At 64.0% G+C, this 26,617-nt stretch carries 27 protein-coding genes; 14 read left to right on the forward strand and 13 right to left on the reverse strand.

The genetic code is table 11. The features are described 5' to 3' along the window. Positions 1 to 48: 48 nt before the first annotated feature. Together JGU72_RS08430 and JGU72_RS08435 are read right to left on the reverse strand one after the other, a co-directional pair. The gene (locus tag JGU72_RS08430) at positions 49 to 1,455 is read right to left on the reverse strand and encodes an HNH endonuclease signature motif containing protein (protein WP_199683372.1); all 1,407 of its coding nucleotides are present in this window, start codon (positions 1,453 to 1,455) and stop codon (positions 49 to 51) included. 103 nt (positions 1,456 to 1,558) lie between these two features. Beyond that, entirely contained in the window at positions 1,559 to 3,166 is a 1,608-nt protein-coding gene (locus JGU72_RS08435) for a Na+/H+ antiporter (protein WP_199683373.1), read from the reverse strand. A gap of 56 nt (positions 3,167 to 3,222) precedes the next feature. Between JGU72_RS08435 and JGU72_RS08440 the strand changes: the two genes are divergently transcribed. Further along, positions 3,223 to 3,858: a DUF1345 domain-containing protein gene (locus JGU72_RS08440; protein WP_199683374.1), complete on the forward strand. Its 636-nt coding sequence runs from the start codon at positions 3,223 to 3,225 to the stop codon at positions 3,856 to 3,858. A gap of 275 nt (positions 3,859 to 4,133) precedes the next feature. On the opposite strand, the gene JGU72_RS08445 is transcribed toward JGU72_RS08440, so the two are convergent. Further along, complete coding sequence (locus JGU72_RS08445) at positions 4,134 to 4,400, reverse strand: hypothetical protein (RefSeq protein WP_199683375.1); 267 nt, start codon at positions 4,398 to 4,400, stop codon at positions 4,134 to 4,136. Positions 4,401 to 4,931: 531 nt separating this feature from the next. Here JGU72_RS08445 and JGU72_RS08450 point away from each other — a divergent pair. After that, positions 4,932 to 6,551: an amidohydrolase gene (locus JGU72_RS08450; RefSeq protein ID WP_199683376.1), complete on the forward strand. Its 1,620-nt coding sequence runs from the start codon at positions 4,932 to 4,934 to the stop codon at positions 6,549 to 6,551. Positions 6,552 to 6,827: 276 nt separating this feature from the next. Continuing rightward, entirely contained in the window at positions 6,828 to 7,040 is a 213-nt protein-coding gene (locus JGU72_RS08455; protein WP_199683377.1) for a hypothetical protein, read from the forward strand. A gap of 9 nt (positions 7,041 to 7,049) precedes the next feature. Here the strand turns inward: JGU72_RS08455 and JGU72_RS08460 are convergent, their stop codons facing one another. Continuing rightward, positions 7,050 to 7,691 (reverse strand): TetR/AcrR family transcriptional regulator, encoded by a 642-nt coding sequence (locus JGU72_RS08460; RefSeq protein ID WP_199683378.1) that lies wholly within the window; start codon positions 7,689 to 7,691, stop codon positions 7,050 to 7,052. 116 nt (positions 7,692 to 7,807) lie between these two features. Between JGU72_RS08460 and JGU72_RS08465 the strand changes: the two genes are divergently transcribed. From JGU72_RS08465 to JGU72_RS08490, 6 genes are read left to right on the forward strand one after another with little or no spacing between them, the layout of a single operon-like run. Then, positions 7,808 to 8,680: a metal-dependent hydrolase gene (locus JGU72_RS08465; protein ID WP_199683379.1), complete on the forward strand. Its 873-nt coding sequence runs from the start codon at positions 7,808 to 7,810 to the stop codon at positions 8,678 to 8,680. A 33-nt stretch (positions 8,681 to 8,713) separates the two neighbouring features. Then, on the forward strand, positions 8,714 to 9,616 hold the full coding sequence (locus tag JGU72_RS08470; RefSeq protein ID WP_199683380.1) for a metal-dependent hydrolase: 903 nt from the start codon (positions 8,714 to 8,716) through the stop codon (positions 9,614 to 9,616). Next, on the forward strand, positions 9,613 to 11,160 hold the full coding sequence (locus JGU72_RS08475) for a flavin-containing monooxygenase (RefSeq protein WP_199683381.1): 1,548 nt from the start codon (positions 9,613 to 9,615) through the stop codon (positions 11,158 to 11,160). Before JGU72_RS08470 ends, JGU72_RS08475 begins: the two co-directional genes overlap by 4 nt. Further along, on the forward strand, positions 11,157 to 12,047 hold the full coding sequence (locus tag JGU72_RS08480) for an SDR family NAD(P)-dependent oxidoreductase (protein WP_199683382.1): 891 nt from the start codon (positions 11,157 to 11,159) through the stop codon (positions 12,045 to 12,047). The genes JGU72_RS08475 and JGU72_RS08480 overlap by 4 nt, the downstream gene beginning before the upstream one ends. Then, positions 12,044 to 12,925 (forward strand): alpha/beta fold hydrolase, encoded by an 882-nt coding sequence (locus tag JGU72_RS08485; RefSeq protein ID WP_199683383.1) that lies wholly within the window; start codon positions 12,044 to 12,046, stop codon positions 12,923 to 12,925. The genes JGU72_RS08480 and JGU72_RS08485 overlap by 4 nt, the downstream gene beginning before the upstream one ends. After that, entirely contained in the window at positions 12,925 to 13,968 is a 1,044-nt protein-coding gene (locus tag JGU72_RS08490; protein WP_199683384.1) for a ferredoxin--NADP reductase, read from the forward strand. The genes JGU72_RS08485 and JGU72_RS08490 overlap by 1 nt, the downstream gene beginning before the upstream one ends. A gap of 2 nt (positions 13,969 to 13,970) precedes the next feature. On the opposite strand, the gene JGU72_RS08495 is transcribed toward JGU72_RS08490, so the two are convergent. Beyond that, positions 13,971 to 15,020, reverse strand: coding sequence for a ferredoxin--NADP reductase (locus JGU72_RS08495; protein WP_199683385.1), 1,050 nt, complete (start codon positions 15,018 to 15,020; stop codon positions 13,971 to 13,973). A 156-nt stretch (positions 15,021 to 15,176) separates the two neighbouring features. Between JGU72_RS08495 and JGU72_RS08500 the strand changes: the two genes are divergently transcribed. The 4 genes from JGU72_RS08500 to JGU72_RS08515 all read left to right on the forward strand — a co-directional run bounded on the left by JGU72_RS08500 (position 15,177) and on the right by JGU72_RS08515 (position 19,363). After that, positions 15,177 to 16,802, forward strand: coding sequence for a flavin-containing monooxygenase (locus tag JGU72_RS08500; RefSeq protein WP_199683386.1), 1,626 nt, complete (start codon positions 15,177 to 15,179; stop codon positions 16,800 to 16,802). Next, positions 16,799 to 17,599: a mycofactocin-coupled SDR family oxidoreductase gene (locus tag JGU72_RS08505; RefSeq protein WP_199683387.1), complete on the forward strand. Its 801-nt coding sequence runs from the start codon at positions 16,799 to 16,801 to the stop codon at positions 17,597 to 17,599. The genes JGU72_RS08500 and JGU72_RS08505 overlap by 4 nt, the downstream gene beginning before the upstream one ends. 2 nt (positions 17,600 to 17,601) lie before the next feature. Continuing rightward, a complete protein-coding gene (locus tag JGU72_RS08510; protein WP_199683388.1) occupies positions 17,602 to 18,429 on the forward strand; it encodes a mycofactocin-coupled SDR family oxidoreductase in 828 nt (275 codons plus the stop codon). 85 nt (positions 18,430 to 18,514) lie between these two features. Next, positions 18,515 to 19,363 (forward strand): alpha/beta fold hydrolase, encoded by an 849-nt coding sequence (locus JGU72_RS08515; protein ID WP_199683389.1) that lies wholly within the window; start codon positions 18,515 to 18,517, stop codon positions 19,361 to 19,363. 54 nt (positions 19,364 to 19,417) lie between these two features. On the opposite strand, the gene JGU72_RS08520 is transcribed toward JGU72_RS08515, so the two are convergent. The 6 genes from JGU72_RS08520 to JGU72_RS08545 form a co-directional block, all read right to left on the reverse strand. Continuing rightward, positions 19,418 to 20,206: an SDR family NAD(P)-dependent oxidoreductase gene (locus JGU72_RS08520; RefSeq protein ID WP_199683390.1), complete on the reverse strand. Its 789-nt coding sequence runs from the start codon at positions 20,204 to 20,206 to the stop codon at positions 19,418 to 19,420. 3 nt (positions 20,207 to 20,209) lie between these two features. After that, positions 20,210 to 20,986: a glucose 1-dehydrogenase gene (locus JGU72_RS08525; RefSeq protein ID WP_199683391.1), complete on the reverse strand. Its 777-nt coding sequence runs from the start codon at positions 20,984 to 20,986 to the stop codon at positions 20,210 to 20,212. Between the two features lie 24 nt (positions 20,987 to 21,010). Next, the gene (locus tag JGU72_RS08530) at positions 21,011 to 21,268 is read right to left on the reverse strand and encodes a hypothetical protein (protein ID WP_199683392.1); all 258 of its coding nucleotides are present in this window, start codon (positions 21,266 to 21,268) and stop codon (positions 21,011 to 21,013) included. A 12-nt stretch (positions 21,269 to 21,280) separates the two neighbouring features. After that, positions 21,281 to 22,948 (reverse strand): FAD-binding protein, encoded by a 1,668-nt coding sequence (locus JGU72_RS08535; RefSeq protein WP_199683393.1) that lies wholly within the window; start codon positions 22,946 to 22,948, stop codon positions 21,281 to 21,283. 11 nt (positions 22,949 to 22,959) lie between these two features. Then, a complete protein-coding gene (locus JGU72_RS08540; protein ID WP_199683394.1) occupies positions 22,960 to 23,331 on the reverse strand; it encodes a nuclear transport factor 2 family protein in 372 nt (123 codons plus the stop codon). 94 nt (positions 23,332 to 23,425) lie between these two features. Continuing rightward, complete coding sequence (locus tag JGU72_RS08545) at positions 23,426 to 23,935, reverse strand: flavin reductase family protein (protein ID WP_199683395.1); 510 nt, start codon at positions 23,933 to 23,935, stop codon at positions 23,426 to 23,428. A 186-nt stretch (positions 23,936 to 24,121) separates the two neighbouring features. Between JGU72_RS08545 and JGU72_RS08550 the strand changes: the two genes are divergently transcribed. Continuing rightward, positions 24,122 to 24,739 (forward strand): PadR family transcriptional regulator, encoded by a 618-nt coding sequence (locus JGU72_RS08550; RefSeq protein ID WP_233531983.1) that lies wholly within the window; start codon positions 24,122 to 24,124, stop codon positions 24,737 to 24,739. Here the strand turns inward: JGU72_RS08550 and JGU72_RS08555 are convergent. Beyond that, a complete protein-coding gene (locus JGU72_RS08555) occupies positions 24,712 to 25,671 on the reverse strand; it encodes an alpha/beta hydrolase (RefSeq protein WP_199684514.1) in 960 nt (319 codons plus the stop codon). The two genes, JGU72_RS08550 and JGU72_RS08555, sit on opposite strands and share 28 nt — an antisense overlap. Beyond that, entirely contained in the window at positions 25,668 to 26,528 is an 861-nt protein-coding gene (locus JGU72_RS08560; protein WP_199683397.1) for an IclR family transcriptional regulator, read from the reverse strand. Before JGU72_RS08560 ends, JGU72_RS08555 begins: the two co-directional genes overlap by 4 nt. Positions 26,529 to 26,617 lie beyond the last annotated feature (89 nt).

Raw genomic sequence — 26,617 nt, forward strand, 5'->3', positions numbered from 1 at the left:
GTTTGGCCCGTCACCGTGGTGGTGACGGGCTGAGCGGGCTTGGGTTGGCTAGAAGGGTGGCGGTTCGTAGTCGCCCGCGTTTTGGGCTCGTTCGGTGCGGGTGCGGGCTTCGTGTTGCTGGATTCTGGTGCGTTGCTTGGGGTCCGGTGCCGTGTCGGGGATCGGGCGGTCGGGTTCGGTCCCGCCCAGGAGTGGGATCGGACCGGTTTCCGCGACCGGATAGGTCTTCCCGTGCGGGGAGGTGATCGACAGTGTCCCGTCCTCGCCTTTGGTGAGGTCCCACCCGCCGAAGGTCTTGCCGCGGTGGTGTTTGCGGCAGAACGGACCCAAATTCTGCGTCGTGGTCGGGCCACCCGCACCGGGGTTGTCATGGTTGTACGGGTCGCGATGATCCAGATCGCAGTCCCACGCCGGCACATCGCAGTTCGGGAACATGCACGACCCCCACAACGCGCGCACATAGTCCTGGACCTGTTCGGAGGGTCGGTACCCGTCGATAGAGTCGGAAGGTTCGGTGAGTGGCCGAATCGTGGCGGTGGCCGCGATGTCGCGGGCCTGGTCGGCGTCGATGATCCCGAACCCGTCCAACCAGCCCGGCTGCTCACTCGTCCCGTCCATGGTGGCGCGGGTGGCGATGACGTGCACCAACGCCTTCCGCCCCACCTTCGATGCGCCCGCCACCGTGCAGGCCTCGCGCCCGCATTCGCAAGCCAGGTGGGACTCGCCTTTACTCAGCGCGATCAACGCATCCGCCTTGCGGGCCGCAAAGGTTCGCGGATCCTGTTTGCAGACCGCTTTCGCCATTTCCCCGATCCGACCCGACAGGAACATCGCATCCGCCGCCGGCAACGACCCGGCCAGTTCGGCCATCCCGTCTTGCCCGGGACCGACCCACACATGACGCCCCGTGGTCGCGGCTTCGCGGCGGGTGCGCAACCCGTCGGCGTCGACCTGCGCGATCACTTTGTCGATCACACCGCGCAGGCGGTGACTGGTCAACGGTGCCCGACCGTCCAACGCGGCGGCCAGGATGCGGCGTTCGACCTCTTTGAGGTGCTCCTCGGCGACATTGCGGGTGGCGTTGACGATGATCTTCACCCGGTACAGATCCAGATCACCGCGGGCGAACGCAGCCCACACGTTCGGTAACCGGGTGATCAGGTTGTGCCCGATGTCGATCAACGCCGATGCCCCCGCCGACGTGATCGTCAACGCAGCCGACAGTTCGGCTTCGGCGGCGTCCCAGGGGTCGATCGATGACACCGGATCAGGATCGGTGGGTGCCTCGTCGAGGCAGCGGTGAAACACCGCCGCCGCATAGGCATGCGTGTGCGCGGACACGGCAGCTTCGAACCGGTGCAAGACGGCGGCGGTGTCGACCAGTGCCGGGATCGGCGCGGCGGCGGGGTCGGGTAACCCGGCCCCGGTGAGCGACTGCAGCAGCTGTTCGAACATACTTGCTATTCTATTCGAAACCTGTTGATATAGCTAGGGTTACATCAACCGAAACAGGTGGGAATATATGGACGTGCAGACTGGCGGGACCGAATTTCAAGTCCTACGGACTCCCCGGCAACGTCCGCTCTTCGTAGTCCAACTCGCGGCGCAGTTTGCGCAGGTCCGAGTCCGGCAATCGCCCGGAATCGCGCCAGCGCAACAGTTCCTGGCGCTGCGCTTCGATCACTTCGTGCCTTGCCGTGATCGCATCCTCGTAGCCTTGCGGCCAGCTTATTGCGCCATCGGGCGATTCCACCATCGAGTCGATGCGTCGCTGATACCGCTCTGTGCGCGCAGTGAGGTTGGCGCGCAACCCATCTGCGAGCGCAGGGCTGATGCGGTCTTGTACGAGGAGGTCGTCGACGGCGACCAGCGCCGCACCGATCGCGGCCAGCCGAGCGTTGTTCCGCAACTGTTCCTCCTCTGCCGCGTTCGCCCGCACCCCGAGGATGCGGAGCAGGGGAGCGAACGTAAGGCCTTGTCCGACAAGCGTTACCAACACAACGACGTACGTACAGAACAGCAGCAGATCTCGATCGGGAAAGGCTTCGCCGGCCTCGGTTGTGAGCGGCACCGCGAAAATCGCTGCAAGGCTCATGACGCCCCGAGTTCCTGCCCAGCTCAGCGCGAGCAGTTCGCGGCCGCCAAGCCTCTCGCCCGGCGCCTCACCGAGCCGAGCATGGAACCAAGCCGGGACCCACTGCGTGAACAGCAACCACATAGGCCGCAACAACAGAACCGCCGCGACCGTCACCACCGCGGCAGTAATCACCGTGCTCGGCTCTCGACCTTGCAGGCCGCGCAGCATGTCCGGCAGCTGTTGCCCGATCAGCAGAAAGATGAAGCCCTCCAACAGGAATGCGACAAAACTCCACACCGCACCCGTTTGCAGCCGAGACGCTCCCGTCTCTGCCCGCCCCGCATCGTGACCGATCATCAGGCCGGCCACGACGACCGCGAGAATTCCCGACGCATGGATCTCCTCCGCGACCAAGTAGGTCACGAACGGCACTGCCAGCGACACCGCGTTTCCAATCAGGGGATCGTTGAACAAGGGCCGCAACGCGCGGATGAGCAGCGCGATCGCAGCTCCCACGGCGAGGCCGCCGATAACGGCAAGCACAAAGCTTCCTGACGCAGCGGCCCACGAGAATCCGCCGCCGACCGCCGCCGCGACGGCGACCTGATAGGTCGTGAGCGCCGTCGCGTCGTTGAGCAGGCCCTCGCCCTCGATCAGCACGCTCAGTCGCGGCGGCATTCCAGCCCGCCGGCCGACCGACAGCGCTGCGACCGGGTCCGGGGGCGCGATCGCCGCGCCGAGGACGATGCCGACTGCAAGGGGCATGCCCGGAACCACCAGCGCGACAAGCGCACCTGTCGCGAACGCGGTGAGCATAACGAGCAACACCGATAAGCTCACTATGGGCCGAAGGTTCCCCCTTATCGCCAGTAGGCTCGAGCCGCGCGCAGTGCTGTAGAGCAGCGGTGGAAGCACCAGGACCAGCACAACTTCCGGGTCCAGCTGCAGTTTGGGCCCTGGCAGGACCGCATACACCAGACCAGCGAGCGTGAGCAGGATCGAGAACGGCACTCCTGTCCGTTCGCCGACACCGCGTGCCAGCACGATGACCGCCAGCATTGCCGCTACGAACCACACTTGCCCCACCATGCAGAAATCATTGCGCGGGTGCCGTCCGACCGGGGTGGTATCGCTAAGGTCGGCTCATGAGGACGCTGCTACCGCACTCGGCGCTGGGCAGGCTCGTTCGTGCGGTCATCGGTGGCACGCTGATCGGAGTAGGCGTCGGCACCGTCGCGGGTGTCGCGATCGGAGTTCTGTCGGGAATAACCGGCACCGCAACTCTTTTCGTCCTCGCGGGCTGGCTGACGCTTTTGCCGATGGATTCGGACAGCACGGTCCGGCACGCGGGACGCGAGAACTTTCGGCCCGTCGTCGATGAACTCGTTGTGGTCTGCGCGGCCTTGGGTGGCTTGGTCGGCGTCGTACTCCTCCTGCTGTTGGGCAGTTCAGGTAACGGGCGGGCAGCGGCGGCCATCGCTGTGGGCGCAGTGGCGATGTCCTGGGCCGGGCTCCACCTCATGTACGCGGCACGCTACGCCTACCTGTATTACGCGGGCACCACTGGCGGAATCGATTTCAACTCCGACGATCCACCGGCGTATCGCGACTTCTTCTACTTCAGCTACAACCTCGGGATGACGTACCAGGTTTCGGACACCGGCGTCTCCAGTACGACGATCCGGTCCGTCGCCCTTCGACATTGCCTGCTGTCCTACGCCTTCGGGACGGTCATCCTTGCGACCACCATCAACCTCGTCACCGGAATAGTCACCGGCTGACCGATGAGGTGTTGTGTGCGATAGTCGGTAACGGTAAGCCGTTGTTCGACGAATCACACATAGACCGGCAGGGCACCGTCGCTCGCTCAACTACCGAACGCGAGGAGAGATGTGGTGTCCGATTACAGTGCCGAAGAATGCGAATCTCTGACACAGGCCCTGGTCAAGTTGGGTTTGGATGGGCGTGAGGCAGCCGCGATAGCAGCTGACTTCGTCGAACGGGTAGCTCGTAGAACGAATCCGAACACGGCCGCCTGATTCGAGTCCGTCTGCATCTAGACGAGTACCGGCGCACTCCATAGTCTTGTTGATTCCACCAGGTCTCGACATCGAAGGTCGCCGATGCACAAGTTCGTGTTCGCAGGCATGCTCGCTCTAGCGCTCGTCGGCTGTTCGTCGAACAGTGGTTCCGACACGACGACGACAAGTGTCACCTCGGCGGGGTCGTCCGCATCGACGACGGCGCCGGGGTCGTCCACAACCTCGGCCTCTGCGCCGGCGAGTCCGATCGCACCCGCGACGAGGACAGCACCGCCGCGCACACCGGCCGGCCAAGTTCCGAATCAGGTCCCGGGGCCGAACCCGGCGCCGCCCGGCGTGGATCTGGGCCCGTGCGAGGGTCGCCCCGACCCGTGCAACCCCGCAGACCCGGTGCCGCCGGGTGTCGATCTGGGCCCATGCGAGGGCATGCCGGACCCGTGTGACCCTGCAAACCCGGTGCCGCCGGGTGTCGATCTCGGGCCGTGCGAAGGTGCGCCGGACCCCTGCAACCCGGCTGACCCCGCAGGTCCGGGCATCGACTTGGGGCCGTGCGAAGGTGCACCGGACCCGTGTGTGCCCGCAGGCATAATTCCGCCCGCTATCGAAAACGGCGAAGCGGCTGGGTAAATCGGACGGCCGAGCTCTGGTGAGGGTGCGCGATTTCGCCGGATGTTCTTGCAGAAGTGCTCATTTCCGCAATCATTCGCCGCTGAAAGTACATACTCAGTACTGCGACGCCTCCGGCAGGATCGCCGTCACGGATAGGCGCGCGCCGTTTCTCAATGACCGCGAGTCCGATCTTGGAGGTTTCGATGCCAGCTGCCGATCTCGTCATTCTCGGTAACGTTCTGACCGTCGACGACGCACGACCGACAGCAGAGGCAGTCGCCGTGAGCGAAGGCCGAATTGTGGCAGTCGGGGACCGGGCGGATGTGGAGAGCTGGATCGGATCCGACACCGAAGTCGTCGAGCTCGGTGACGCCTGCGTCATGCCAGGTTTGGTGGAAGCACACGGCCACCCATTGATGGAGGCCGTCGTTCTGTCCGACAGGATGGTCGACATCCGTCCGGTGACCATTCGTTCGGCGACCGAGGTTGTCGAGGCCGTGCGGAAAGAGGTCGAGAAGCGCGGTGCCGACGGGGCCTATCTGATCGGCTGGGATGGGTTGCTGCAGCACGGACTACCGGAGCCGACACTGCAATGGCTCGACGAAATGTCGCCGGACGCGCCGCTCGTCATCATGCACAACTCGGGCCACCTCGCGTACTTCAACTCGGCTTCCGGTCGCCAGGCCGGATTGACCAGGGACACACCGGATCCGAAGGGCGCCGAATACGGTCGGGACGCGAACGGCGAACTCAACGGCACCGCCTACGAAACCGGGGCCGTCTTCACTGTCGCCGCGCCTGCACTTGCCGACCCCGCGCAGTTCCCGCGGTTCCTGCGCGCAGAATGCGCTCGGTTGAACAAGGCCGGGCTCACGACTTGCTCGGAGATGGCGTTCAACCCGAGCTTTCGGCCGGTCCTCGAACAGATGGGCGCGGCAGGGGCGCTGACAGTTCGCTTCCGTACCTACGAGATTTCGACGCCGGAAATGGCGACAGAAGCACAGCCGGTCAACGGTGACGACCTGGTCCGCCAGGTCGGAATCAAGATCTGGTGGGACGGGTCGCCGTGGGTCGGCAACATCGACCTGTCGTTCCCGTACATGGATACCGACGAAACGCGCACGATCGGCGTCGAACCCGGATCGTGTGGACATGCCAACTACACGAAGGAACAGCTCGTAGAGATCGTCAACACATACTTCCCGCTCGGATGGCCCCTTGCCTGCCACGTCATGGGGGACAGGGGAGTCGACACGGTTCTCGACGTGTACGAAGATCTGCTTCGAAATCACCCACGTGAGGATCACCGGTTGCGCCTCGAACACTGTTCGACGATGCGGCCCGACCAGTTCGAGCGCGCAGCGAAACTGGGCGTCACGTGCAGCTTCTTCGTCGACCAGATCCATTACTGGGGTGACGTTCTAGTGGACGGACTCTTCGGTGAGGATCGCGGCGGGCATTGGATGGCGACCAAGTCGGCCTTGGATGCCGGACTGAAGATCTCGTTGCACAACGACCCGCCTGTCACTCCCGAGGAACCGCTACGCAACATGAGCGTTGCCATCACGCGTACTGCACCGAGCGGGCGGGTGCTGGCACCCGAAGAGTGCTTGACAGTCGAGCAAGCGATTCGCGCCCAGACCATCGACGCGGCGTGGCAGTTGTTCGCCGACGACATCATCGGGTCGCTCGAGGTCGGTAAGTACGCGGACATGGTTGTCCTGGCCTCCGACCCGCGCACTGTACCGCCGGAGACGATCGCCGACCTCGAGGTCCGCTCGACGTACCTCGCAGGGAAGTTGGTCTACAGCGCCCAGGCCTAGGCCGGTCATCCCGATGGCGGTGACGGCCGCGCCATAGGTCAGCAGAACCCCGACTGCTCCGCCGGCGTGTCCGATGCCGTCGGGAAGTGCGAATCCGGTTTGTGCGGGTCAGCAGGGCGGCGAATGCGCCGATTGCGAGCAACGTTGGCGAGTTGTGCGAGCTGAGTGTTCGGTTTCGAGATTGGGTCTTGCGCTCTCGATGGGAGTGGTCATACAGTCACTCAAACCCGAACTACTGGTACTGGGTACTCCTGGTACCGATCAGAGGTAGCTGAAGTGAACGTACTGAGCGAAATGGCCGCACTCGCGTTCGGTCGTCCGTCGCCGGACGCCGACGACGAAACAGTTGCGGCCTGGTACGAGGCGAAGGCGCGCTTGCATCAACACCTAGCCGAGCAAGGCGGACCCGAAAGTGTTCGCGAGCGCGCGATCGCGGGCAAGGCGTACGAACGTTCGCGGCAGCTACGCGCCAAGCTCGAAGTCGCCTGACAGCAGCGGCTATTCGGTGACGAGCAGGCTCCGCGCAACCGTGACGCACGACTCCACGTACCGTCGTCGTTCGGCAGCCGTGGTCAGCTCGTTTCTGAGCATTCGAACGCCGGCGCCGAGCGAGACGCCGACCAAAACATGCGCGATGAACTCGAAATCGAGGTCTGCGCGAATTCGGCCCGCGTCGGCATTGTGGCGCAGCATCAACGCGGCGGTGGTTTCCAGTGCGCCGGACAGGCCCAGGAGCCGCTGCCTGATCTCCTCGTCCTGAAAGCCGTCCAACAACGTAGAAACGACGTGGGGATGCTCGTCGACAAGCGTGAACAGGCTCGAGATCAGCCCGCGGATGCCGTTCTCGAGATCGTCGAACGTCCGGACTTCCGACCACCCGGTCGAGTTGGTGATCAGAGTGGTGACCTGCTCGAGTGCCGTGTCGACCACTCCGTCGAAGACGTCCTTCTTGCTGTCGAAGTATTGATAGAACGTGCCTTTGCCCAGTCCGGCACGGTCGGTGATGTCGGAGATGCCCGCCTTCGTGTACCCGATGTCGGCAAACACTTCGGTAGCTGCGGCGATGAGATCGGCACGGCGACGCGCGGTGAGTTCGGGGTCGACGGGCCGTCCGATACGGCGACGCGCTGCGGTTGTCACCACCGAAGTCTATCGCCACGAAAGATCGCGCCACCCATTGACGACTGACGCGGCGGTCGATAAAGTCGCCGCAGATAGAAGACCTCCCAGACAACGACGCCAGGGGATTGGTAAATATGTGCGCAGCAACAGCACCCGCCACGACGACCACCGCGTATCCGCGAGTCAGGCGAATCAGGTTTCCGTTCGGAGCAGCGAAATCCTCAGACCGGTATTTCGTCGAGAACGACATCGTCTTCAGCCACTTCATCGCCGGCCTTTCCGGCGGTTTCCCGTCCGGCGAGGAAGGCTTCATCCGGTCGGTTCGGCGCTTTGCCGACCAGATCACCGATCCGGTGTTGAAAAAGCGCGTCGCAGCGTTCATCGGCCAGGAAGCAATGCACGGCCGTGAACATCGCCAACTCAACGACCGTTTGATCGAGCTCGGGTATCCGATCGCGTGGCTCGACACCGAAAAGTACAAGGAGCGAATGATCCGGACCGAGAACCGGTTCAGCGGATTTGTCCATCTGGCAGTCACTGCCGCCGCCGAGCACTACACCGCCGTGTTGGCCGAGCGCGTCCTCAGTAGCCCTGAGATCCAAGCGATTCCAGGCGAAGCGGAGGTCTGGAACCTGCTGAACTGGCACGCGCTGGAGGAGCTGGAACACAAGTCCGTTGCTTTCGACGTCTACCGCGCGGTCGGCGGATCGGAGTTCACCCGCATCGCAACGATGTTCGTGTTGTTCGCATTGACGACGCCGTTCGTACTCAGCAGCCTGGCGGTATCGATCGCGTCCGATCCGCATGCCCGCACGCGCCCGCTAACGGTGGTTCGCCAGACGTGGAACCTGCTTCGCGGACCCATGTTCCGTGGCCTGATGCCAGAGCTGGCCAAGTACATGAAGCCCGGATTTCACCCCGATGACATCGACACCAATGCCCTACTCCAACAGTGGCAGGCCGAATTGTTCGGCGCCGAAGGCACTCTCGTCGACCACCTCAAATAGCCAGCTCGATCATCCGCTCCGAAAGGGCATGCCATGGTTGCCTTGCACCACACAGACTCGAAGCTCGCATCGTTATCGAATTCGGCACCACCGAAGGTGCGCCGCATGCGATTCCGGTTCGGGGATCCCGAGCCGATCAAGAAGTACTTCATCGAAGACGATTTCGTCATGAGTCACCTGATCGCGCTGCTGTCGGGAAGCTTTCCGCCCGGCGAGGAGTCGTTCATTCGATCGGTGCGCCGGTTCGCCGGTGAGATAACCGATCCCGTGCTGAAGAAGCGCGTTGCCGGCTTCATCGGCCAGGAAGCGGTGCACGGCCAACAGCATCGTGAGCTCAATCAGCAACTCGTCGAACTGGGCTATCCGTTGGTGCGGTTGCTGGCGTTCGAACCCGATTCGAGGATCGAACGCCTTGTCGTACGCCTCGAAAACGTGCTGCCGCGTGCGGTGCATCTCGCATTCACAGCCGCGGCCGAGCACTACACAGCGACCATGGCGGTGAAGATACTTGCCGACGAGGATCTACGTGCCATCCCGGGAGATCCGGAGATCTGGAATCTGCTCGATTGGCACGCCTATGAGGAACTCGAACACAAGTCGGTTGCGTTCGACGTCTTCCGTGCGACCGGGGGATCGGAACGGACGCGCATCGCGACGATGGCATTCCTCTACTACGCCATGATCCCGTTCTTGACTGCGGCAGTGCTGGTTTCGATCGCCACCGACCCCGCCGCATGGCGGCCGATCAAGGTCGCACGGCAAACGATCGGGTTGTTCCGCGGGCCGTTGCTACGCGGCCTCATGCCGGAACTTCGGGTGTACATGAAACGCGGCTTCCACCCCGACGACGTCGACACCAGCGCGCTACTCGAGCAATGGCAGCGGCAACTGTTCGGGACCGACGCCGGCTCTCTCGTCGATCGGGTGAAGAGATGACCCTCGACTCCAGCAGACCTGACCACGAGGTCGTCGTCATCGGGGCCGGCTTCGGCGGGATCGGAACCGGTGTGGCCCTGCAGCGACAGGGCATTCACGACTTCGTCATCGTCGACAAGTGGGATCAGGTCGGCGGCACTTGGCACGCCAACACCTATCCCGGTGTGGCCGTCGACATTCCGTCGTTCATCTACAGCTTCTCCTACGAGCAGCGCGGCGACTGGTCGCGTATCTTCGCTCCGGGCAGTGAGTTACGTGACTATGCCGACGACCTCGTCGACAAGTACGGGCTTCGCGAGAAGCTCCGGCTGAACACCACGATCGTCGCCGCAGTTTTCGACGAAGCCAACAGTTTGTGGCGACTCACCACCGACGGCGGACACGAAATCACCGGGCGGTACGTGGTGATGGCTGTCGGTGGCCTGGAACGACCGAAGATGCCCGACATCGAAGGGCTCGACGACTATGCCGGCACGGTCATGCATACCGCGATGTGGGACCACGACGTCGCGCTCGCGGGTAAGCGCGTCGCCGTAATCGGCACCGGCGCAACAGCGTTGCAACTGATTCCGGCTGTTGTCGACGAAACGGAACACATGACGGTATTTCAGCGCACGCCGATCTGGGTGTTCCCGAAGAACGATGCGGCGGTGGGGCCGGTCTGGCGGCAGATCCTGAACCGCAAGCCGTTGCGCTCCATGGTTCGATTGGCCGGCACCGTGGCAACCGAGATCTCGATGAGCGGCATGGTCGCCGGCCCGGCGTGGCTCACCGATACGTCACGTCGCCTTGCGGAGATACCCGTGCGCCGGTGGATGCGAAGGCAGATCGAAGATCCCGTGTTGCGGGACAAGCTCACTCCAACTTACGGACTGGGCTGCAAGCGGCCGTCGATGTCGAACGACTATCTGAAGACGTTCAACCGTTCCGACGTCAGTCTCGTCACCGACTCGATCGAACGGATCACGGAAAAGGGTGTCCGTACCGTCGACGGTGTCGAACACGAGATCGACGTCCTGATCTGTGCCACAGGCTTCAAGCTGTGGGACAGGGGCTCGACGCCACCGTTCCCGGTGCGCGGTCGCGACGGAGTGGATCTGGGAGAGTTCTGGGACACCAATCGATTCCAGGCCTATCAGGGCGTTTCGGTGCCCGGTTTTCCGAACGTCTTCACCATCACGGGTCCGTACGGGTTCGTGCTGGGCTCCTACATCTGGATGATCGAGGCGACCGCGGCACACCTGAGCCGGACGATTGCCGAGGCCAAGAAACGCAACGCCGACATTGTGGAAATCCGTCGCGAAGCCCACGACGAGTACTTCCGCAAATGCCTGCAACGACAGGAGAAGAATTTCCTCTTCACGCCCACCTGCGAGGGGTCGAATACCTACTACATCGACAACCACGGTGACTCGCCGTTCCGTCCCACTACGCACGGCGAAATGTATTGGCAAAACCGGCATTTCGATCTCGATGTGTATCGATACACCGCTAGTTCCCCGAAACCCGCCGAGGTCGTCACGGCCGCCAAGGAGTCCGCGTGAAGCTCAACAGTCGCCAACCCCGCGTCGTCGTCGTTACCGGCGCCGGCAGCGGGATCGGCCGTGCCACCGCAATCCGGTTTGCTCGCGCGGGAGCGCACGTCGTTGCCTCCGATCTCGACTTGGATACTGCCTCCTCGACGGTCGCGATGATTCGCGCCAAGGGCCACAACGCAAGTCCGGCGCAGCTGGACGTCACAGATCCCGAGGCCTGGGAACAATTCGCGCTCGACGTGCACGCCGAGTACGGGGTGCCGGACGTGCTCGTCAACAACGCCGGAATCATGGTCGGCGGAGCATTCGTCGATCTCGAACCCAAGGATTGGGACCTGCAGCTTCGGGTGAATTTGATGGGGGTCGTGCACGGATGCCGAACCTTCGGGAAGCTGATGATCGACGGTGGCGCCGGCGGGCACATCGTCAACATCGCCTCGGCGGCGGCGTTGACTCCGATTGCCACGTTCCCCGCGTACTCGGTGTCGAAAGCCGGGGTGAAGATGCTGTCGGAGTGCCTGCGGCTCGAGTTCGGTCCGAAAGGCATCGGTGTCAGCGCGATCTGTCCGGGCGTCATCAACACCAACATCGGCAAGCACGCGACGCTGGTCGGCGTCGACGACGAACTTGTCCAGCGCGGGCTGCAGATCAGCGAGCAGATCCAGGAGTTCGCGGCCAAGCTTCCGTTCTCGCCGATGAGCCCGGATCTCGTGGCGCGCGCTGCTCAACGTGCGGTGCGCTACGACCTCGCCGTCGTCCCTGTTCGAACCGAAGCCTGGTTGGGCTACTTCATGGGCCGCATTGCCCCTGGAGTGAACCGCAACATGGGCCGGGCGTTCACCACAGACAGGCTGGAGGCTCTCGGCGCCCGGATCTTGATCGGGGCAGACAGGTGACGGCTCGTCGCGCGTATCGGTTTCACCGCGAACCGGGTTGCTGGCTGCACGTCTCCGAGTGGGGTCCGGCAGTCGCGGATGTGACAGTCGTTCTCGCCCATGGCTGGTCGCTGTCGCATCAGTCATGGGAAGACGTCGCGGAGCTGTTGGTCACCGCCAACCCTGCCCTCCGCGTCGTTGCATACGACCACCGTGGACACGGGAAATCGGCGCGTGCTCGTGCCAGCCTGGAATTGCTCGCGGACGACCTCGCAGCACTGCTCACGGACCTCGTGCCGACCGGGTCGGTAGTACTGGGTGGGCACTCGATGGGCGGCATGACGATCATGACTCTTGCCGAGCGAGCGCCGGCTGTGATCCGCGAGCGGTGTGTGGGTGCCGCGTTCGTCGCCACCAGTTCGGGCGATCTACCGGCCGGCGGCCGCGCACTGCTTCGTTTCGCCCGTTTTCGGGCGTTCGTGGCATGGCTCATCACGCACACCCGCCCGCCGAGCCGGCCGCTGTTCCTGGTTCGGCAGTTCAATCGATTCGGGATGTTCGGGTCGCATCCGCGCCGCCACGATATGAACCGGGTCGTGCACCAGTCCGCGATGGCTTCGCGCGTGGCGGTGGCAGATATGGGGCTGTCCATGTATGGACACAACCGGTACAGCGTTCTGCGCGAGTTTGCCGAGATCGATACGGTGGTCATGGTCGGGTCACGCGACACGATCACCCCGGCTAGGTACTCGCGTGTGCTCGCGACAGGCCTGCCGCATGCGCGGCTGCTCGAGTTTCCCGGCGCGGGCCACCAATTGCCCTACGAGCGCCGCGAGCAGGTGGCGTCCCAGCTGCTCACGCTGGCCGAGAACGTGCGACTGCCGAGCGAGGTCGCGTAGTGGCCGGGCGGGCACACGAGGTCCGCGTCCTGGATGTGGTCGAGGAAACCGCGGATGCGGTGACGCTCGTCCTCGACATACCGCACGAGGTCGCGGACCGGTTCACCTATGCGTGCGGGCAGTTCCTGACGGTGCGGGTGCCCAGCACGACGTCGGGCTCGGTCGCCCGCTGTTACTCACTGTGCAGCAGTCCCGATCGCGATGGTCCGCCGGCGATAACTATCAAACGGACGCCCGCGGGATTCGCCTCGAACTGGTTGTGTGACAACGTCGTAGCCGGCGATGCACTGACCGTTCTGGAGCCTGCGGGCACCTTCGGGCCGCGCAGCTTGGACCGTGATGTGCTGTTGTGCGCAGCGGGCAGCGGTGTCACGCCGATCCTGTCGATCACCAAGTCGGTCCTCGCTGCCGGATCAGCGAATGTCGCCGTGCTGTATGCCAATCGGGACCGAGAGTCGGTGATCTTCGCAGCCGAGTTCGACGAGTTGGTCCGCGCATATCCGGGCCGACTGACCGTGCGGCACTGGCTCGAAACCGAACGCGGACTCCCAACCGAAGCAGGTGTCGCCGAACTTGTCGGGCAGTGGGCGTTCGACGACGTGTATCTCTGCGGCCCAGCAGGATTCATGACAGTCGTTCAGTCCGCCTTGAAGGATCTGGGAGTATCCGACAAGCGGGTGCATCGGGAGGAGTACCGATCGCTCGTGGACAACCCCTTCGAGACGGCGCAGGTGACGCAGCCGACTCGAAGCAGCAGTTCGAGCGGGCATCCGCTGCTCGAAGTCGAAATCGATGGCCGGCGGCTCACTCTGGAATGGCCGAAGGACCGAACGTTGCTCGACGTTCTGCTTGCCCACGGCATCGACGCACCCTACGTCTGTCGCGAGTCTGCGTGCGGCACATGTGTGTGCTCGGTCCGCAAGGGCCGCACCCGGATGCTGCTCAACGAGTCCCTGATCGACGACGAAATAGAAATGGGTCTCACGCTCGCGTGTCAGAGCCTGCCCGAAACCGAAGAGGTCTACATCGCATTCGACCAGTAGGGCTAGAACTCGATCCTGACGTGGTCTGTGCTCGGCCGCGATTGGCACGCGAGAATGTAGCCGTTGGCGATATCTTCGGGGTCGAGTACCTGACAGTTTCCCAGCTCGACCCTGCCTTCGACCACGGTGCATGCGCACGATCCGCATTCGCCTTCGCGACACGAGTACGGCACGTCGAGACCTTTGGCGAGCATGATGTCGACGAGTGTTCGCGTGCGTGGCCAGACCAGGCGGTGCGATTCGCCGTCGAGTTCGACATCGACCGTGGCGGCGTCGGTTTCGTCCGCGGGCGGGTCGACGGGGTCCTCGGAAAACGGGTCGCCCGCAAGAGAATTGAAGGCTTCGGCATGCACTCGTTCGCGCGGCACACCGATGCTTGTCAACGCGTCCCGTGCCGCCGCCATGAACGGTGCGGGCCCGCACATGAACGACTCGTACTCGCCGAACGGTGCGATCAAAGAGGCGAGTTGCTCGGGCGCCGGACGACCCTGAATGCTTTCGAGCCAGTGCAACACGGTAAGCCGCGATGGATGCCGTGCCACCAATTCGCGAAGTTCGCCGGCAAAGATCACCGACCTCTCGTCGCGGTTGGCGTAGACGAGTACGACAGCGCCCGTGCCCTCTGCGAGCGCGGATTTCAGTATGGACATCACCGGGGTGATGCCACTGCCGGCGCCGAAGAGCAGGAGATTGTCGTCGAGATTCTTCGGCGTGAATATGCCGGAAGGGGGCAGTACCTCGATGGTGTCGCCGATTCTGACGTTGTCGCAGACCCAGTTCGATCCGTATCCGTCCACCGTGCGTTTGACGGTGACTTTCGGCAGGCTGTCCGTGAACGGCGAACTCGCCAACGAGTAGCAGCGTGCGACCGATCCGGTGCGATCACTAGGGATGCGCAGAGTGAGAAACTGCCCGGGCGCATAGCGAAAAAGGCGGCTGTGGTCGTCGGGCACCGCAAACACCAGTGAGCGAGCGTCGGCAGTCTCTTCGATCACGTCAGAGACTGTGAGCACGATCGAACGAGACGTGCGGGGCCTGTCAACAGTGGTCATCGCCGCTTTTCCTCTCGTTTTCGCCACGGGGTAACGGTCGCAGAACAGCAGTGCCACCGGGAGAGCGGATTCCGCTGATCGGGACGGTCACAGTCGACGGTCCACTCAACGGGAGCGAGCGGCCGAAAGTCCGCGCGCCGGACCTAGCGTGCACCCATGGCCAACACAAGCTCTCCCGCTGAGCCCACAGTCGATGTGGTCGTCGTCGGCGCCGGATTCGCAGGGTTGTATGCGCTCTACCGTCTTCGCGCGCAGGGGTTGTCGGTTCGGGTTTACGAGGCAGGCTCCGACGTCGGCGGGACCTGGTACTGGAATCGCTACCCCGGCGCGCGGTGCGATGTGGAGAGCGTCGACTACTCGTACTCGTTTTCCGATGAGCTGCAACAGGAATGGGACTGGACGGAGAAGTACGCGTCGCAGCCCGAGATCTTGCGATACGTCAGGCATGTCGCGGACCGCTTCGACCTGCGCCGCGACATCTGCTTCGACACCAGAGTGCGCGCCGCGCACCTCGACGAAGACGCGATGCAGTGGACCGTCCAGTCCGACCGCGAAACAGTGACAGCACGGTACTGCGTGTTCGCCACCGGGGCGCTCTCGACAGCAATGACGCCCGACATCCCGGGGCTCGAGGAGTTCGCCGGCGAAACCCATCACACCGGGCATTGGCCACACGACGGCGTCGACTTCGCAGGCAAGCGCGTCGGTGTCATCGGCACCGGATCATCTGGGATCCAGTCGATTCCGATCATCGCTGCCTCGGCCGACCAGGTTTTCGTCTTTCAGCGGAGTGCGAATTACAGCGTGCCTGCCGGCAATACAGCCATCGACGCGCGGACGCGTGCGCGAGTGAAGGCGAACTATGCAGAACGGCGCCGACTTTCGCGCGAAAGCGGAGGCGGGTCGCCGTACGACGCATATCCGAAGAAGACGCTGGAGGCGGATCCCGCTGAGCGCAGGGCGGCGTTCGAAGCTCGCTGGCAACTCGGCGGCGTCCTGTTCGGAAAGACGTTTCCCGACCAGACGACGGACCCGGCAGCCAACGACGAGGCAAAGGCGTTCGTGGAGGCGAAGATTCGTGAAATCGTCGCCGACACGGCGGTTGCCGAGCTGCTCACCCCGAAAGACCATCCGATCGGAACGAAGCGGATCTGCACCGACACGGACTACTACCGGACCTTCAACCGCGACAACGTCACCCTGGTCGATTTGCGGTCTGCGCCGATCGTCGCCATCGACGCCCATGGGGTCGTCACGACTGCGCGACGCTACGACCTCGATGTGCTGATCTTTGCGACCGGCTTCGACGCGATGACGGGGTCGCTCGATCGAATCGACATCCGGGGCCGAGCGGCGACGACGCTGCGGGATGCGTGGAAAGACGGGCCGCGGACTTATCTCGGCCTCGGCGTGGACGGCTTTCCGAACATGTTCGTCGTGACCGGTCCCGGGAGTCCGTCGGTGCTGGCGAATATGGTGCTCGGCGCCGAACAGCATGTCGATTGGATTGCCGATTGCCTGGCCTATGTGGACGAACATGGCTGCACAGCAATCGAAGCCACGCCGGAGGCCGTCGACGATTGGGTCGCCGAATGTAACGAACGCGCTGCCGCGACCCTGTTCCCAGTTGCCAACTCGTGGTACCTCGGCGCCAATATTCCAGGTAAGCCGCGAGTCTTCATGCCGTTCATCGGTGGGTTCGGGGCCTACGGCAACATTTGCGCCGAAGTCGCGGCCGCCGGCTACAAGGGATTCAGCGTCATGGCGGGCGATCCCCGATGAGTAGGTTGGCGGGTTCGGTTGCGTTCGTCACCGGTGCGGCGCGTGGGATGGGACGAAGCCACTGTGTCCGGATGGCACAGGAGGGTGCCGACATCATCGCTGTCGACCTCGTGCAGGCGGCCGGCGACCTGGCAGAGACTGCCGATCTCGTGCGGAACCTGGGCCGCCGTGCGACGACAGCCATTGCCGACGTTCGCGACCCGGCAGCGCTCGAGGCGGCTGTGTCCGACGGTGTTGCCGAGTTCGGTCGCCTGGATGTGATCGTTGCGAACGCGGGCATCTACGCCGATCTTGCACCGTCGTGGGAACTCTCGGAAGCTGCGTGGCGACGGACTCTCGACATCAACCTCACGGGCGTCTGGCACACCGTGCGGGCTGCGGTGCCGCACCTGTCGGGTGGTGGATCGGTGGTGATCGTCAGCTCGACCAACGGGCTGAAAGGGGGCGCGAACACTGCTCACTATTCGGCTAGCAAGCATGCAGTCGTCGGACTGGCGCGAACGCTCGCAAACGAGTTGGGAGAGCGCGGTATCCGCGTGAACACGGTGCACCCCGGAGCCGTCGGAACGGCCATGATTCGTAACGCCGAGGTCTTCGCGAAGTTGCTACCGGACATCGAAAGCCCCTCGGAGGAAGATGCTGTCGCGTTGTTTGCCGCGAAGAACCTGCTTCCCGTGCCCTGGGTCGATCCGGTCGACGTGAGCAATGCCGTGCTCTTCCTCGCGTCCGGCGAATCGCGGTACGTAACCGGAACACAAATGGTCGTCGATGCCGGCCTGACGCAGAAGGTGATGTGACCGTGGGACGTGTCGCTGGGAAGGTTGCGCTTGTCACGGGGGCGGCGCGGGGGATCGGACGTGCCCAGGCGGTCCGATTCGCGGAGGAAGGGGCCGACATCGTCGCGGTCGACGTGTGCGCGCCGATCGACACTGTGATCATCCCGCCGGCGACCCGAGCGGACCTCGCGGAGACCGAGCGATTGATTGCCGCAGCGGGTGGCCGAGTGTGCACCTTTGTTGCGGATGTGCGAGATGCCGATGCGTTGCAGGAGGCGGTAGCCGGCGGTGTAGAACGATTCGGCGGCCTCGACATCGTCTGTGCCACAGCCGGAATCACATCGGCAGGTCCAGCACTCGACTTGAGCGACGAGGTCTGGCAGACGATGCTCGACGTCAACCTCACCGGCGTATGGCAGACCTGCAAAGCTGCGGCACCGCACCTGATCGCGCGGGGTTCGGGTTCGATAATCCTGACGAGCTCGATCGCGGGCCTGCGCGGACTGACTGGAGTCGCGCACTACGTCGCAGCGAAGCACGGCGTGGTCGGCTTGATGCGGTCCATGGCGAAAGAGTTTGCTGCGCACAATGTCCGCGTCAACTCGGTGCATCCGACGAACGTCGATACGCCGATGATCCAGAACGACCTCGTGCGCCGCGCATTTCGTCCGGATCTCGCCCAACCGACCCGTGCGGACTTCGCGGCGGCAGCGTCGACGATGAACATGCTGCCGATTCCGTGGGTCGATCCTGTCGACATCGCGAACGCGACCCTGTTCCTTGCCTCCGATGAGGCGCGCTACATCACCGCGGTGACCTTGCCTGTCGATGCGGGGAGCACGCAGCGGTAAGGCTCCACAGACACCGGCCCTCGTCCGACTGCTTCGGCTCGGACGGGGGCCGTATCCAATTCGAGTGCCCAACGAAAGGTAGACCATGACAGCGTCTCTCGATTTCGACGTGACCAGCCGAACCGTCACAGGCGAATACGAACTGCACTATCACGAGGCCGGTACCGGCCCGGTTCTGCTCATGCTGCACGGATCGGGGCCGGGCGTGAGCGGTTGGTCGAACTTTGCCGGCAATTTCCCGGTGTTCGCAGAGCGGTATCGGACGATCATTCTGGACATGCCTGGATTCGGCCGCAGCCCAGCACTGGAGTGGAACGATGTGTACCCGCGCGTCGCTGCCGATGCGATCCGCTTCTTCCTCGACGACCTCGGTATCGACCGGGTGGACATCATCGGAAACTCGATGGGCGGCAACGTCGCAACCGAGTTTGCCCTGGCACATCCGGCCGGGGTCCGCCGGATGGTGCTGATGGGTCCGGGCGGCCTTGCGGTCAACAGCTTTGCGCCACAGGTCAGCGAGGGTTCGCGGCGGTTGTTCGAGTTTCTGGCGAACCCGACTCGGGAAGGCATGGTCGCGTGGGTCGACACGATGGTCGGAAATCCGGCAGTTGTGTCCGACGAACTGATCGACCAGCGCATGGCAAACGCCCTGCAGCCCGGCGCTATTGCCAACACCTTCGCCATTTTCCAGACGTTCTCCGATCCGCGGTTCGCCGACCGTCCCCAGCTGTGGGCAAGGGCCGCGCAGGTGCAGCAGGAAACGCTGCTGATCTGGGGCCGCGACGATCGGATGCTGCCATACGAGGGCGCGCTCTTCCCGTTCCGGCAGATGCCGAATGCCGAACTGCACGTGTTCGCCAAGTGCGGGCACTGGGCGCAGATCGAGCGCAAGGCGGAGTTCGAGCGCCTTGCCATGGAGTTCTTGGGGCGGTAACCCTAGGCGCGGTTGGAGAGTCCATAGACTCTCCAACCGCGCACGGGTGCAAACTCAAGCGTGTGTGCCGCCGTCGATCCGGATCTCGGTGCCGGTGATGAAAGCGCCATCCTCGGAAACGAGCATGGCAATGACGCCGGCGACCGCCGAAGGGTCACCCATTCCTGCTCCGCCCGACTCCAGATCGGTCGGCAGGATGGGGGAGAGCTTGCCGAACAGGGTCCAGTCGGCATCTGCCGGAACGTATCCCGGTGTCGCGTCGGTGATCCCGGACTTGATGCTGCCGGGCGCGACACAGACGGCGCGCAGGCCCGCCTTGCCGTATTCGAGCGACAGTGCGTGCGTGAAGGACTGGATGCCGCCCTTGCTCGCCGCGTAGGCAGCCATGTACGGGTGCGCAAACGACGCCGACGTCGAACTGAAGTTGACGACCGTACTGCGCGGATTGTCGAGCAACGCGGGTAGCGACTCACGCACCGCGAGAAAGGTTCCCGTCAAGTTGATGCCGATCACCTGGTTCCACAGTTCGAGACTCGTGTCGCGAGTGTGGGACGCGCGCAGGATGCCCGCGGCATTGACCAATGCGTCGAGGCCGCCCAGCGCTGCGACGGACTGGCGCACGCCGTCCACGACGGCTGTCTCGTCGCCGATGTTCATCGTCAGGGTGGTCAGGCGGTCGGCATCCGCGTCAGCCGCGCCTGCCCGAGTCCGAACCAGGCCGTCCGCTGAAACATCGGCTGCGACAACGGCTGCGCCTTCGCGCAGCAGCCGCAACGCCGTTGCCTGCCCGATTCCAGAGGCGGCTCCGGTCACCAGGATTCTGTAGCCATGCAGTCGGGTCATGTTCTATTGCCCCATCACGTATTTCAGGGTCGGTCCGGCGGTCCAACCGCCGTCGACCGCAATTTCTGCACCGGTGACATAGGTCGCGTCATCGGAGAGCAGATAGCCGACCGCACCGGCGATCTCCTCGGGAACTCCAACTCTGCCCATGGGCGTGTTCGGGCAATTGCCCTCGCCCACGTGGATTCCCACCTGTGCCGTCATCGGTGTGTAGGTCATGCCTGGATGGACCGAGTTGACGCGGATGCGGTCGGGGCCGAGTTCGACGGCGACGATCTTCGACAGACCACGGACGCCCCATTTGGACGCCCCGTACCCAGCCGTCAGCGCCAGACCCAGCATCCCGGCCGCGGACGAGATGTTGACGATCGAGCCGCCGCCTGCCGCCCGCATCGGTCCGATGACGGACTGGATGCCGTTGAATACACCGACCAGATTGACGTCGAGAACTGCCCGAAAGTGTTCCAGTGGTTCGTGTTCGGTGAACTGGCCGGTGGCGATGCCGGCGTTGTTGACGAGTCCGGTCAGTGCGCCGAACTCGGCGATCGTGTACTTGACGGCAGCGGTCCAGTGTGCAGGATCGGTGACGTCGAGGTGGACGTACCGAGCGTGTTCACCGAGCGCGGCGGCGGTGCGTTCGCCCTCGTCGTCGAGCACGTCGGCGATCACGACGCTGCCGCCACGATCGACGATGTGGTGGGCGAACGCTGCGCCGAGACCGCGCGCGCCACCGGTGACGATGGCAGTCTTGTCGGCCAGTTGGTTCGAGAGATGGTTCATATCAGTGACTTTCGTTGTTGTTGGTCACCCGAGGCGGCCAGGGATTGGCTCGGATCGCAATGCATCCGTGCGTAGCGCACCGTTGCCGGCGGCGCGGTCGATCGACTCGCGCAGGGCGGGACAGGTCGGTATCCACATGCTCCGAACACCCGCCTCGACCTGGGCCGCGAAGCGGGGGCAGGATTTCTCTGCGTCCGTGAGCCATTGGATGCTGGTGTGGGTGGGGCTGTACTTGTCGACCAGTACCCGGTTACCGCAACTGGTGCAGCTGAGTTCCTGCATTGTCGCTCACTCCTACCGCGGACCGGCGGCGTGGCGCGCGCCGATCCAGCCGAACACCATGGCTGGTCCGATGGTTGCTCCCGCGCCGGCATAGTCGTTGCCCATCACCGCGGCCGACGTGTTTCCGGTCGCATAAAGCCCGTCGATCACCCCGCCGTCCGGGCGCAGCACCTGGCCGTGCTCGTTGTAGACGACACCGCCCTTGGTGCCCAGGTCACCCGCAACCATCCGGACGGCGTAGTACGGCGACTTGTCGAGCACGTCGAGCGTCGGCGTGGGCAGGGTCGGGTCGCCGTAATAGTTGTCGTACGCGCTCTCGCCGCGACCGAAGTCGGCATCCTTACCGCTGCGGGCAAAGCGATTGAAGCGGGCGACGGTTTCTGTGAGGGCAGTCGCCGGCAGTCCGATCGATGCGGCCAATTCCGCGACCGTGTCGGCACGGTGCATCAGGCCCGAATCGAACCACGACTTCGGGAACTTCTGGCCGGGCATGATCGCACCGAACTGGTAGCGGCTCTTCGCCTTCCCGTCGAAAATGAACCAGATCGGATCGTGGCGGCCTGCGATCTGTTCGTGGACGAACGATACGTACGGTGCGGCCTCGTTCGTGAACCGCCGACCGAACTGGTCGACGATGATGGAACGGGGGATGGACCGCTCGGAGACGAGGACGTGCATGATTCCGTCGGGCCGCTTGAACGAGGGCATCCACCACGCATCGTCCATGAGATCCAAGGCGGCGCCGACGCTTTCGCCCGCGCGGATGCCGTCGCCGGTGTTGTCGACGGAACCGGCGCTGTAGTTGTCCTTGCCGCCCTCGCGCAAATACTGCTTGCGCATACGATCCCCGTGCTCGAAGCCACCGCTTGCGAGGAGTACGCCGTTTCGGGCCCTGATCGAGACCGTGCGGCCGTCCTGTTCGGCGAGCACGCCGAGGACCCGGCCCGCATCATCGGTGACCAGTGACTGCATCGGGGTGTTCAGCCACAGCGGCACGTTCGCCTCCTTCACCGCCAAGCGAAGCCTGCCGATGAGTGCCTGGCCGAGAGTGTCCATGTGCTTGCGCATCACGATGCTCTTGAACGCACGCCAACCGGTGCCCAGCGCAGCACGTCGACCCGCCCACGTGCGCATGACCATGTTGAGCTTTGCGAACTCCTTCGACGTGATGTACAGCCCCGCAGGAGTGGCGAGAGCGCCTGGGCGCAGGAGCTTTTCGTCCTCGCCGAGCAGTTTCAGGTCGAACGGCAGCGGCTCGATGGTGCGGCCGCCGGGCCGCCCACCCGGCTTCTCCGGGTGGTAGTCGGAGTAGCCACTGCACCACTGAAATCGCAGATGCCTGCTGGTGCGCTCCAGGAATTCCATGGTCCGCGGACCGTAGTCGATGAACGCGTCGATGTTCGACGACGGCACCCGGTCGCCGACCACGGCGTCGATGTAGCGGCGAACGTCGCTTCGCGAATCGGTGACCCCTTCGCTCACGAGCGTCGGGTTGTTCGGAATCCAGATATTGCCGCCCGACAGCGCAGTGGTGCCGCCGTACACGGCGGCCTTCTCGATGATCACGGTGTCGAGGCCTCGATCGGCCGCGGCGAGTGCGCCGGTGAAGCCGCCGCAGCCGCTTCCGACGACGACGAAATCGAACTCGTGGTCCCAGGAACGTGGAATGTTGTGCGACATGGCAAGTCCTCTCAGCCGAGTGTGATGTCGTCGGGTGACCAGAACGCGCGCATGCTGGTGATCCGGGCCTGGTCGTCGAAGGTCATGACGTCGATCGGCTCGATGGTGACGGTCTGTCCCGGCATCTCGGTGCTGACGCGAAAGTGGAACGCGGCGCTGTTGCCTGCGACGCGAAGCGCGAGGAGTTCGGTCTTGACCGTCGCGTTGTCAAGCGCGCTGTAGAAGTCACGAATGGCCGCGCGGTCGACGATTTGTGCGCTGCCGACCGGATCTTCGAGTGTGGCACCGTCGGCGTACAGGTCGGCGATGTCGGCTGCTGGGCCGGTGGCGACAGCGTCGAGATATCTCGCCACTGCCGACCGGATGTCTTGTGCTGCGGTCATTTCTGACTTCTCCCGGTACGCGATTGATGTATTGATTCGACGAAACCACAGTGGGCGCTCAGACGAACTCGGTGCTTCCCGCCCAGCGGGAAGGTCAGCGCTGATCGGTGAACCCGCCGAAGGCTCCGCGGTAGAACAGAAGGGGACGACCGTCGACGGCCACCACGTCGGTAACGCGTGCCAGCACAATGGTGTGGTCGCCGGCATCGTGTTCCAGCTCGACGCTTGCCTCTATGCGCGCCAGTGCCCCTGCAAGCGCGGGTGCGCCGTTTCCGGACAGACGCCAGTCCACGGCCGCGAATTTGTCGCCGCCGCTCACCGCGAACGTCGCGCAGAGGTCGCGCTGGTCCTGCGCGAGGATGTTGATGCACACGTTGCCTGTTGCCCGCAGGAGCGGCCAGGTTGTGGATGTCTTGGCCGGGCAGAACGACACGTACGGCGGGTCGAGGGACGCGGACACCACTGACTGGCACGTGAAGCCCAGCGGTCGGTCGCCGTCGTGTGCGGTAATGACGGCCACGCCGGTACAGAAGTGCCCCATCACCTTTCGTAGCGTCGTGCCGTCGATCGCCCGAACGTCGACGACCGCATTCTTCGAACTCATAGTGCCCTCCTGAAGATGTTGGCATGCACCAGAATCGGAGCTGTCGGGGCTGGATGCCAGGTATGTTCCCGGTCAGCGGCCACTTGCTCTGCTTGCCCGGTACCGCGCATTGCTAGCATTCGAAGGGTGTCAGCGTCCGAATCCGAACTGCCCAACCTTCCGGCTACGAGCTGGGCGGTGCTCGGGATGCTTGCGTTCGAAGAGGAGCTGTCCGGTTACGACCTGAAGAAATGGGCGGACTGGAGCATCGGGTTCTTCTATTGGAGCCCGTCGTTCAGTCAGGTGTACTCGGAACTGAAAAAGCTCGAAACGCACGGGTTCGTCACGTCTCGGGTGCAGAGCGACGACGGTGTACGCGGTCGGCGGCTGTACAAGATCACTCCGGCAGGAACCGACGCCGTCCAGCGCTGGGCCAACGAGGCCCCGATCGACCCACCGGTCCTGAAACACGGTGTCATGCTTCGTATCTGGCTTGGCCACCTGAACGATCCGGAGCGGTCGAAGCAGATCCTGCGCGAGCATATCGATTACGTCGAGGGGATGCGGCAGCGCGCGGCCGCAGACGCCGAGGGCGCTGCGTCGGAGCCTGCCTGGGCGTACCCACGGCTCTCGTTGAAGTGGTCCGAGCGGTACTACGCGGCCGAACGAGATTTGGCGGAGCAGGCGATAAAGGACATCGACGAAGCCGACGCCACGATTCGTGCCGTCAAGGCCGGCAACGATGCCGGGTTTCCGAAGCCCGCACCGGGCGTGTGGCACGACGTCGAGCGCAAAGTTCAGGCAGAACATCCCGAACTGGACTGAATGATCTTTGGGCGCAGTAACGCATCCAGGTCGGTCCACGCGCGCTCCTGCGCCCGACGTGCAATGGTCAGCGCGTTGATCGACATGAATCCGTGTACTGCGGCGTAGCTGCGGTGAATCACTGAAACTCCGCTCGCGCGCAGCGCATTCACGTAGACGGCGCCCTCGGTGGCCAGCGGGTCGTACTCTGCTGTGACGAAAACTGCGGGCGGCAGACCCGACAGTTGGGCCCGCAGCGGCGACGCGGTGTGTTGCTCGCGGTCACGGGTATCGGGGATGTACTGGTCCCAGTACCACCGCATGGCGGACCGCGTGTTGTAGAAGCCGCTGGCGAAGTCGCGGTAGGACTTCGTCTCGAAGTCTGCTGCGAGCACCGGGTAAAGAAGAAGCTGCGCAGAAAGATTCGGGCCACCACGATCCCGGGCAAGCAGCGCTGTCACGGTCGCGAGGTTGCCGCCGGCGCTGTCGCCCGCAACCGCGAGCCGTGTGGGGTCGCCACCAATTTCTGCGGCGTGATCAGCTGCCCATGACGCTGCCGTATACACGTCCTCGGGGGCGGCGGGCCAAGGCTGCTCGGGGGCAAGCCGGTAGTCGACCGAGACAATCACGGCGCCAATGCCGTTCGCCATGCGCCGGCAAAGGTCATCGTGGGTGTCGAGATCGCAGAAGACGAAGCCTCCGCCGTGTGCGAATACCACGATCGGCAGCGGCTCGATGGATATGACCGTGGGCCAATAGATCCGGAGTCGAATCGGCCCCGCGGGTCCCGGGATCCGGCGCTCGGTTACTCGGCGGACCGGAGTCGGTTCGGCGGGCGGACGGAAACGGGCGCGGATCGCGGCCCGGGCTTGGCTGCCGGTCATGATGTCGACCTGCGGAAATCCGGAATCCAGCGCAGGCAGCAGCGCGGCGACCTCGGCGTCGAGCATCAGGCGTACTGCAGGTCCGGCACGGGTGCTACTGCGGGACGAGTCTGGGCCATCGCGCCGCCAAGGCGAATTCGAGCCTGTTGGAGTGTCGGTTGCACACGGACCGGTCCGCCTTCGATATTGCGCCAAATTCCGAGGGCAGCCATGCGCAACGGTGCCGCAAGCTGTGGGTCGAGCTTCAGCTGCGACAACGGGCCGCAGATCGAGACCGCTGCGACAGCTTCGCCGATCTCGCCGATGGGTGCAGCGATACACCCGAAACCAGGCACGGATTCCTCACGCTCGTAAGCAATTCCGTGCGCGCGGACCTTGTCGAGCTCGGTCCGCAACTGAGCGCCCGTCGAAATCGTGTACCGCGTCTTGCGTGCGAGTGGGCCACTTGCGAGCACGGCCCGCAGGTCCGCCTCGGAGAAGCCGAGGATGGCTTTGCCGACTCCGGTGCAGTGCGCCGGGTAACGTCCGCCGATTCGTGTCGGCACCGCGGCGGCCGTTCGTCCGCCGATCTTTTCGAGATATACGACGTCGGCGCCATCGAGAATGGCCAGGTGTACGACATGACCGGTGACACGGTGCAATTCGTGCAGGAAGGGCAGTGCTGCACGGTGCAGGCGGTCCTGGTGAACGGCGAGTGAGCCGAGTTCGACCAACCGCATGCCGAGTTCGTAGTCACGGCCTTGCCTGCGAAGCCAACGCAGGTGCACGAGCCGCTCCAGCATGCGATGCGCGGAGGACCGGGGGAGGCCGGTGCGGCGGACGATCTGTGCGAGGGTCAGCCGGCCCGGGCCTTCGAATGCGTCGAGTACAAGCGACACCCGGTCGAGCACTGCGCTCGGCGTGGTGGCATCAGGCTGAATTGTCATTGGTCCTCCGAGGCGGTGCGGCGGCCGGTACGAGCGTCCGAACTGGGTATTTCGATTAGGAATATACCTATTAATAGCACATGGTGTGG

Origin of the sequence: Antrihabitans auranticaus, assembly GCF_016481275.1 — a bacterium.
In the GTDB taxonomy this organism is placed as follows: Bacteria; Actinomycetota; Actinomycetes; order Mycobacteriales; family Mycobacteriaceae; genus Antrihabitans.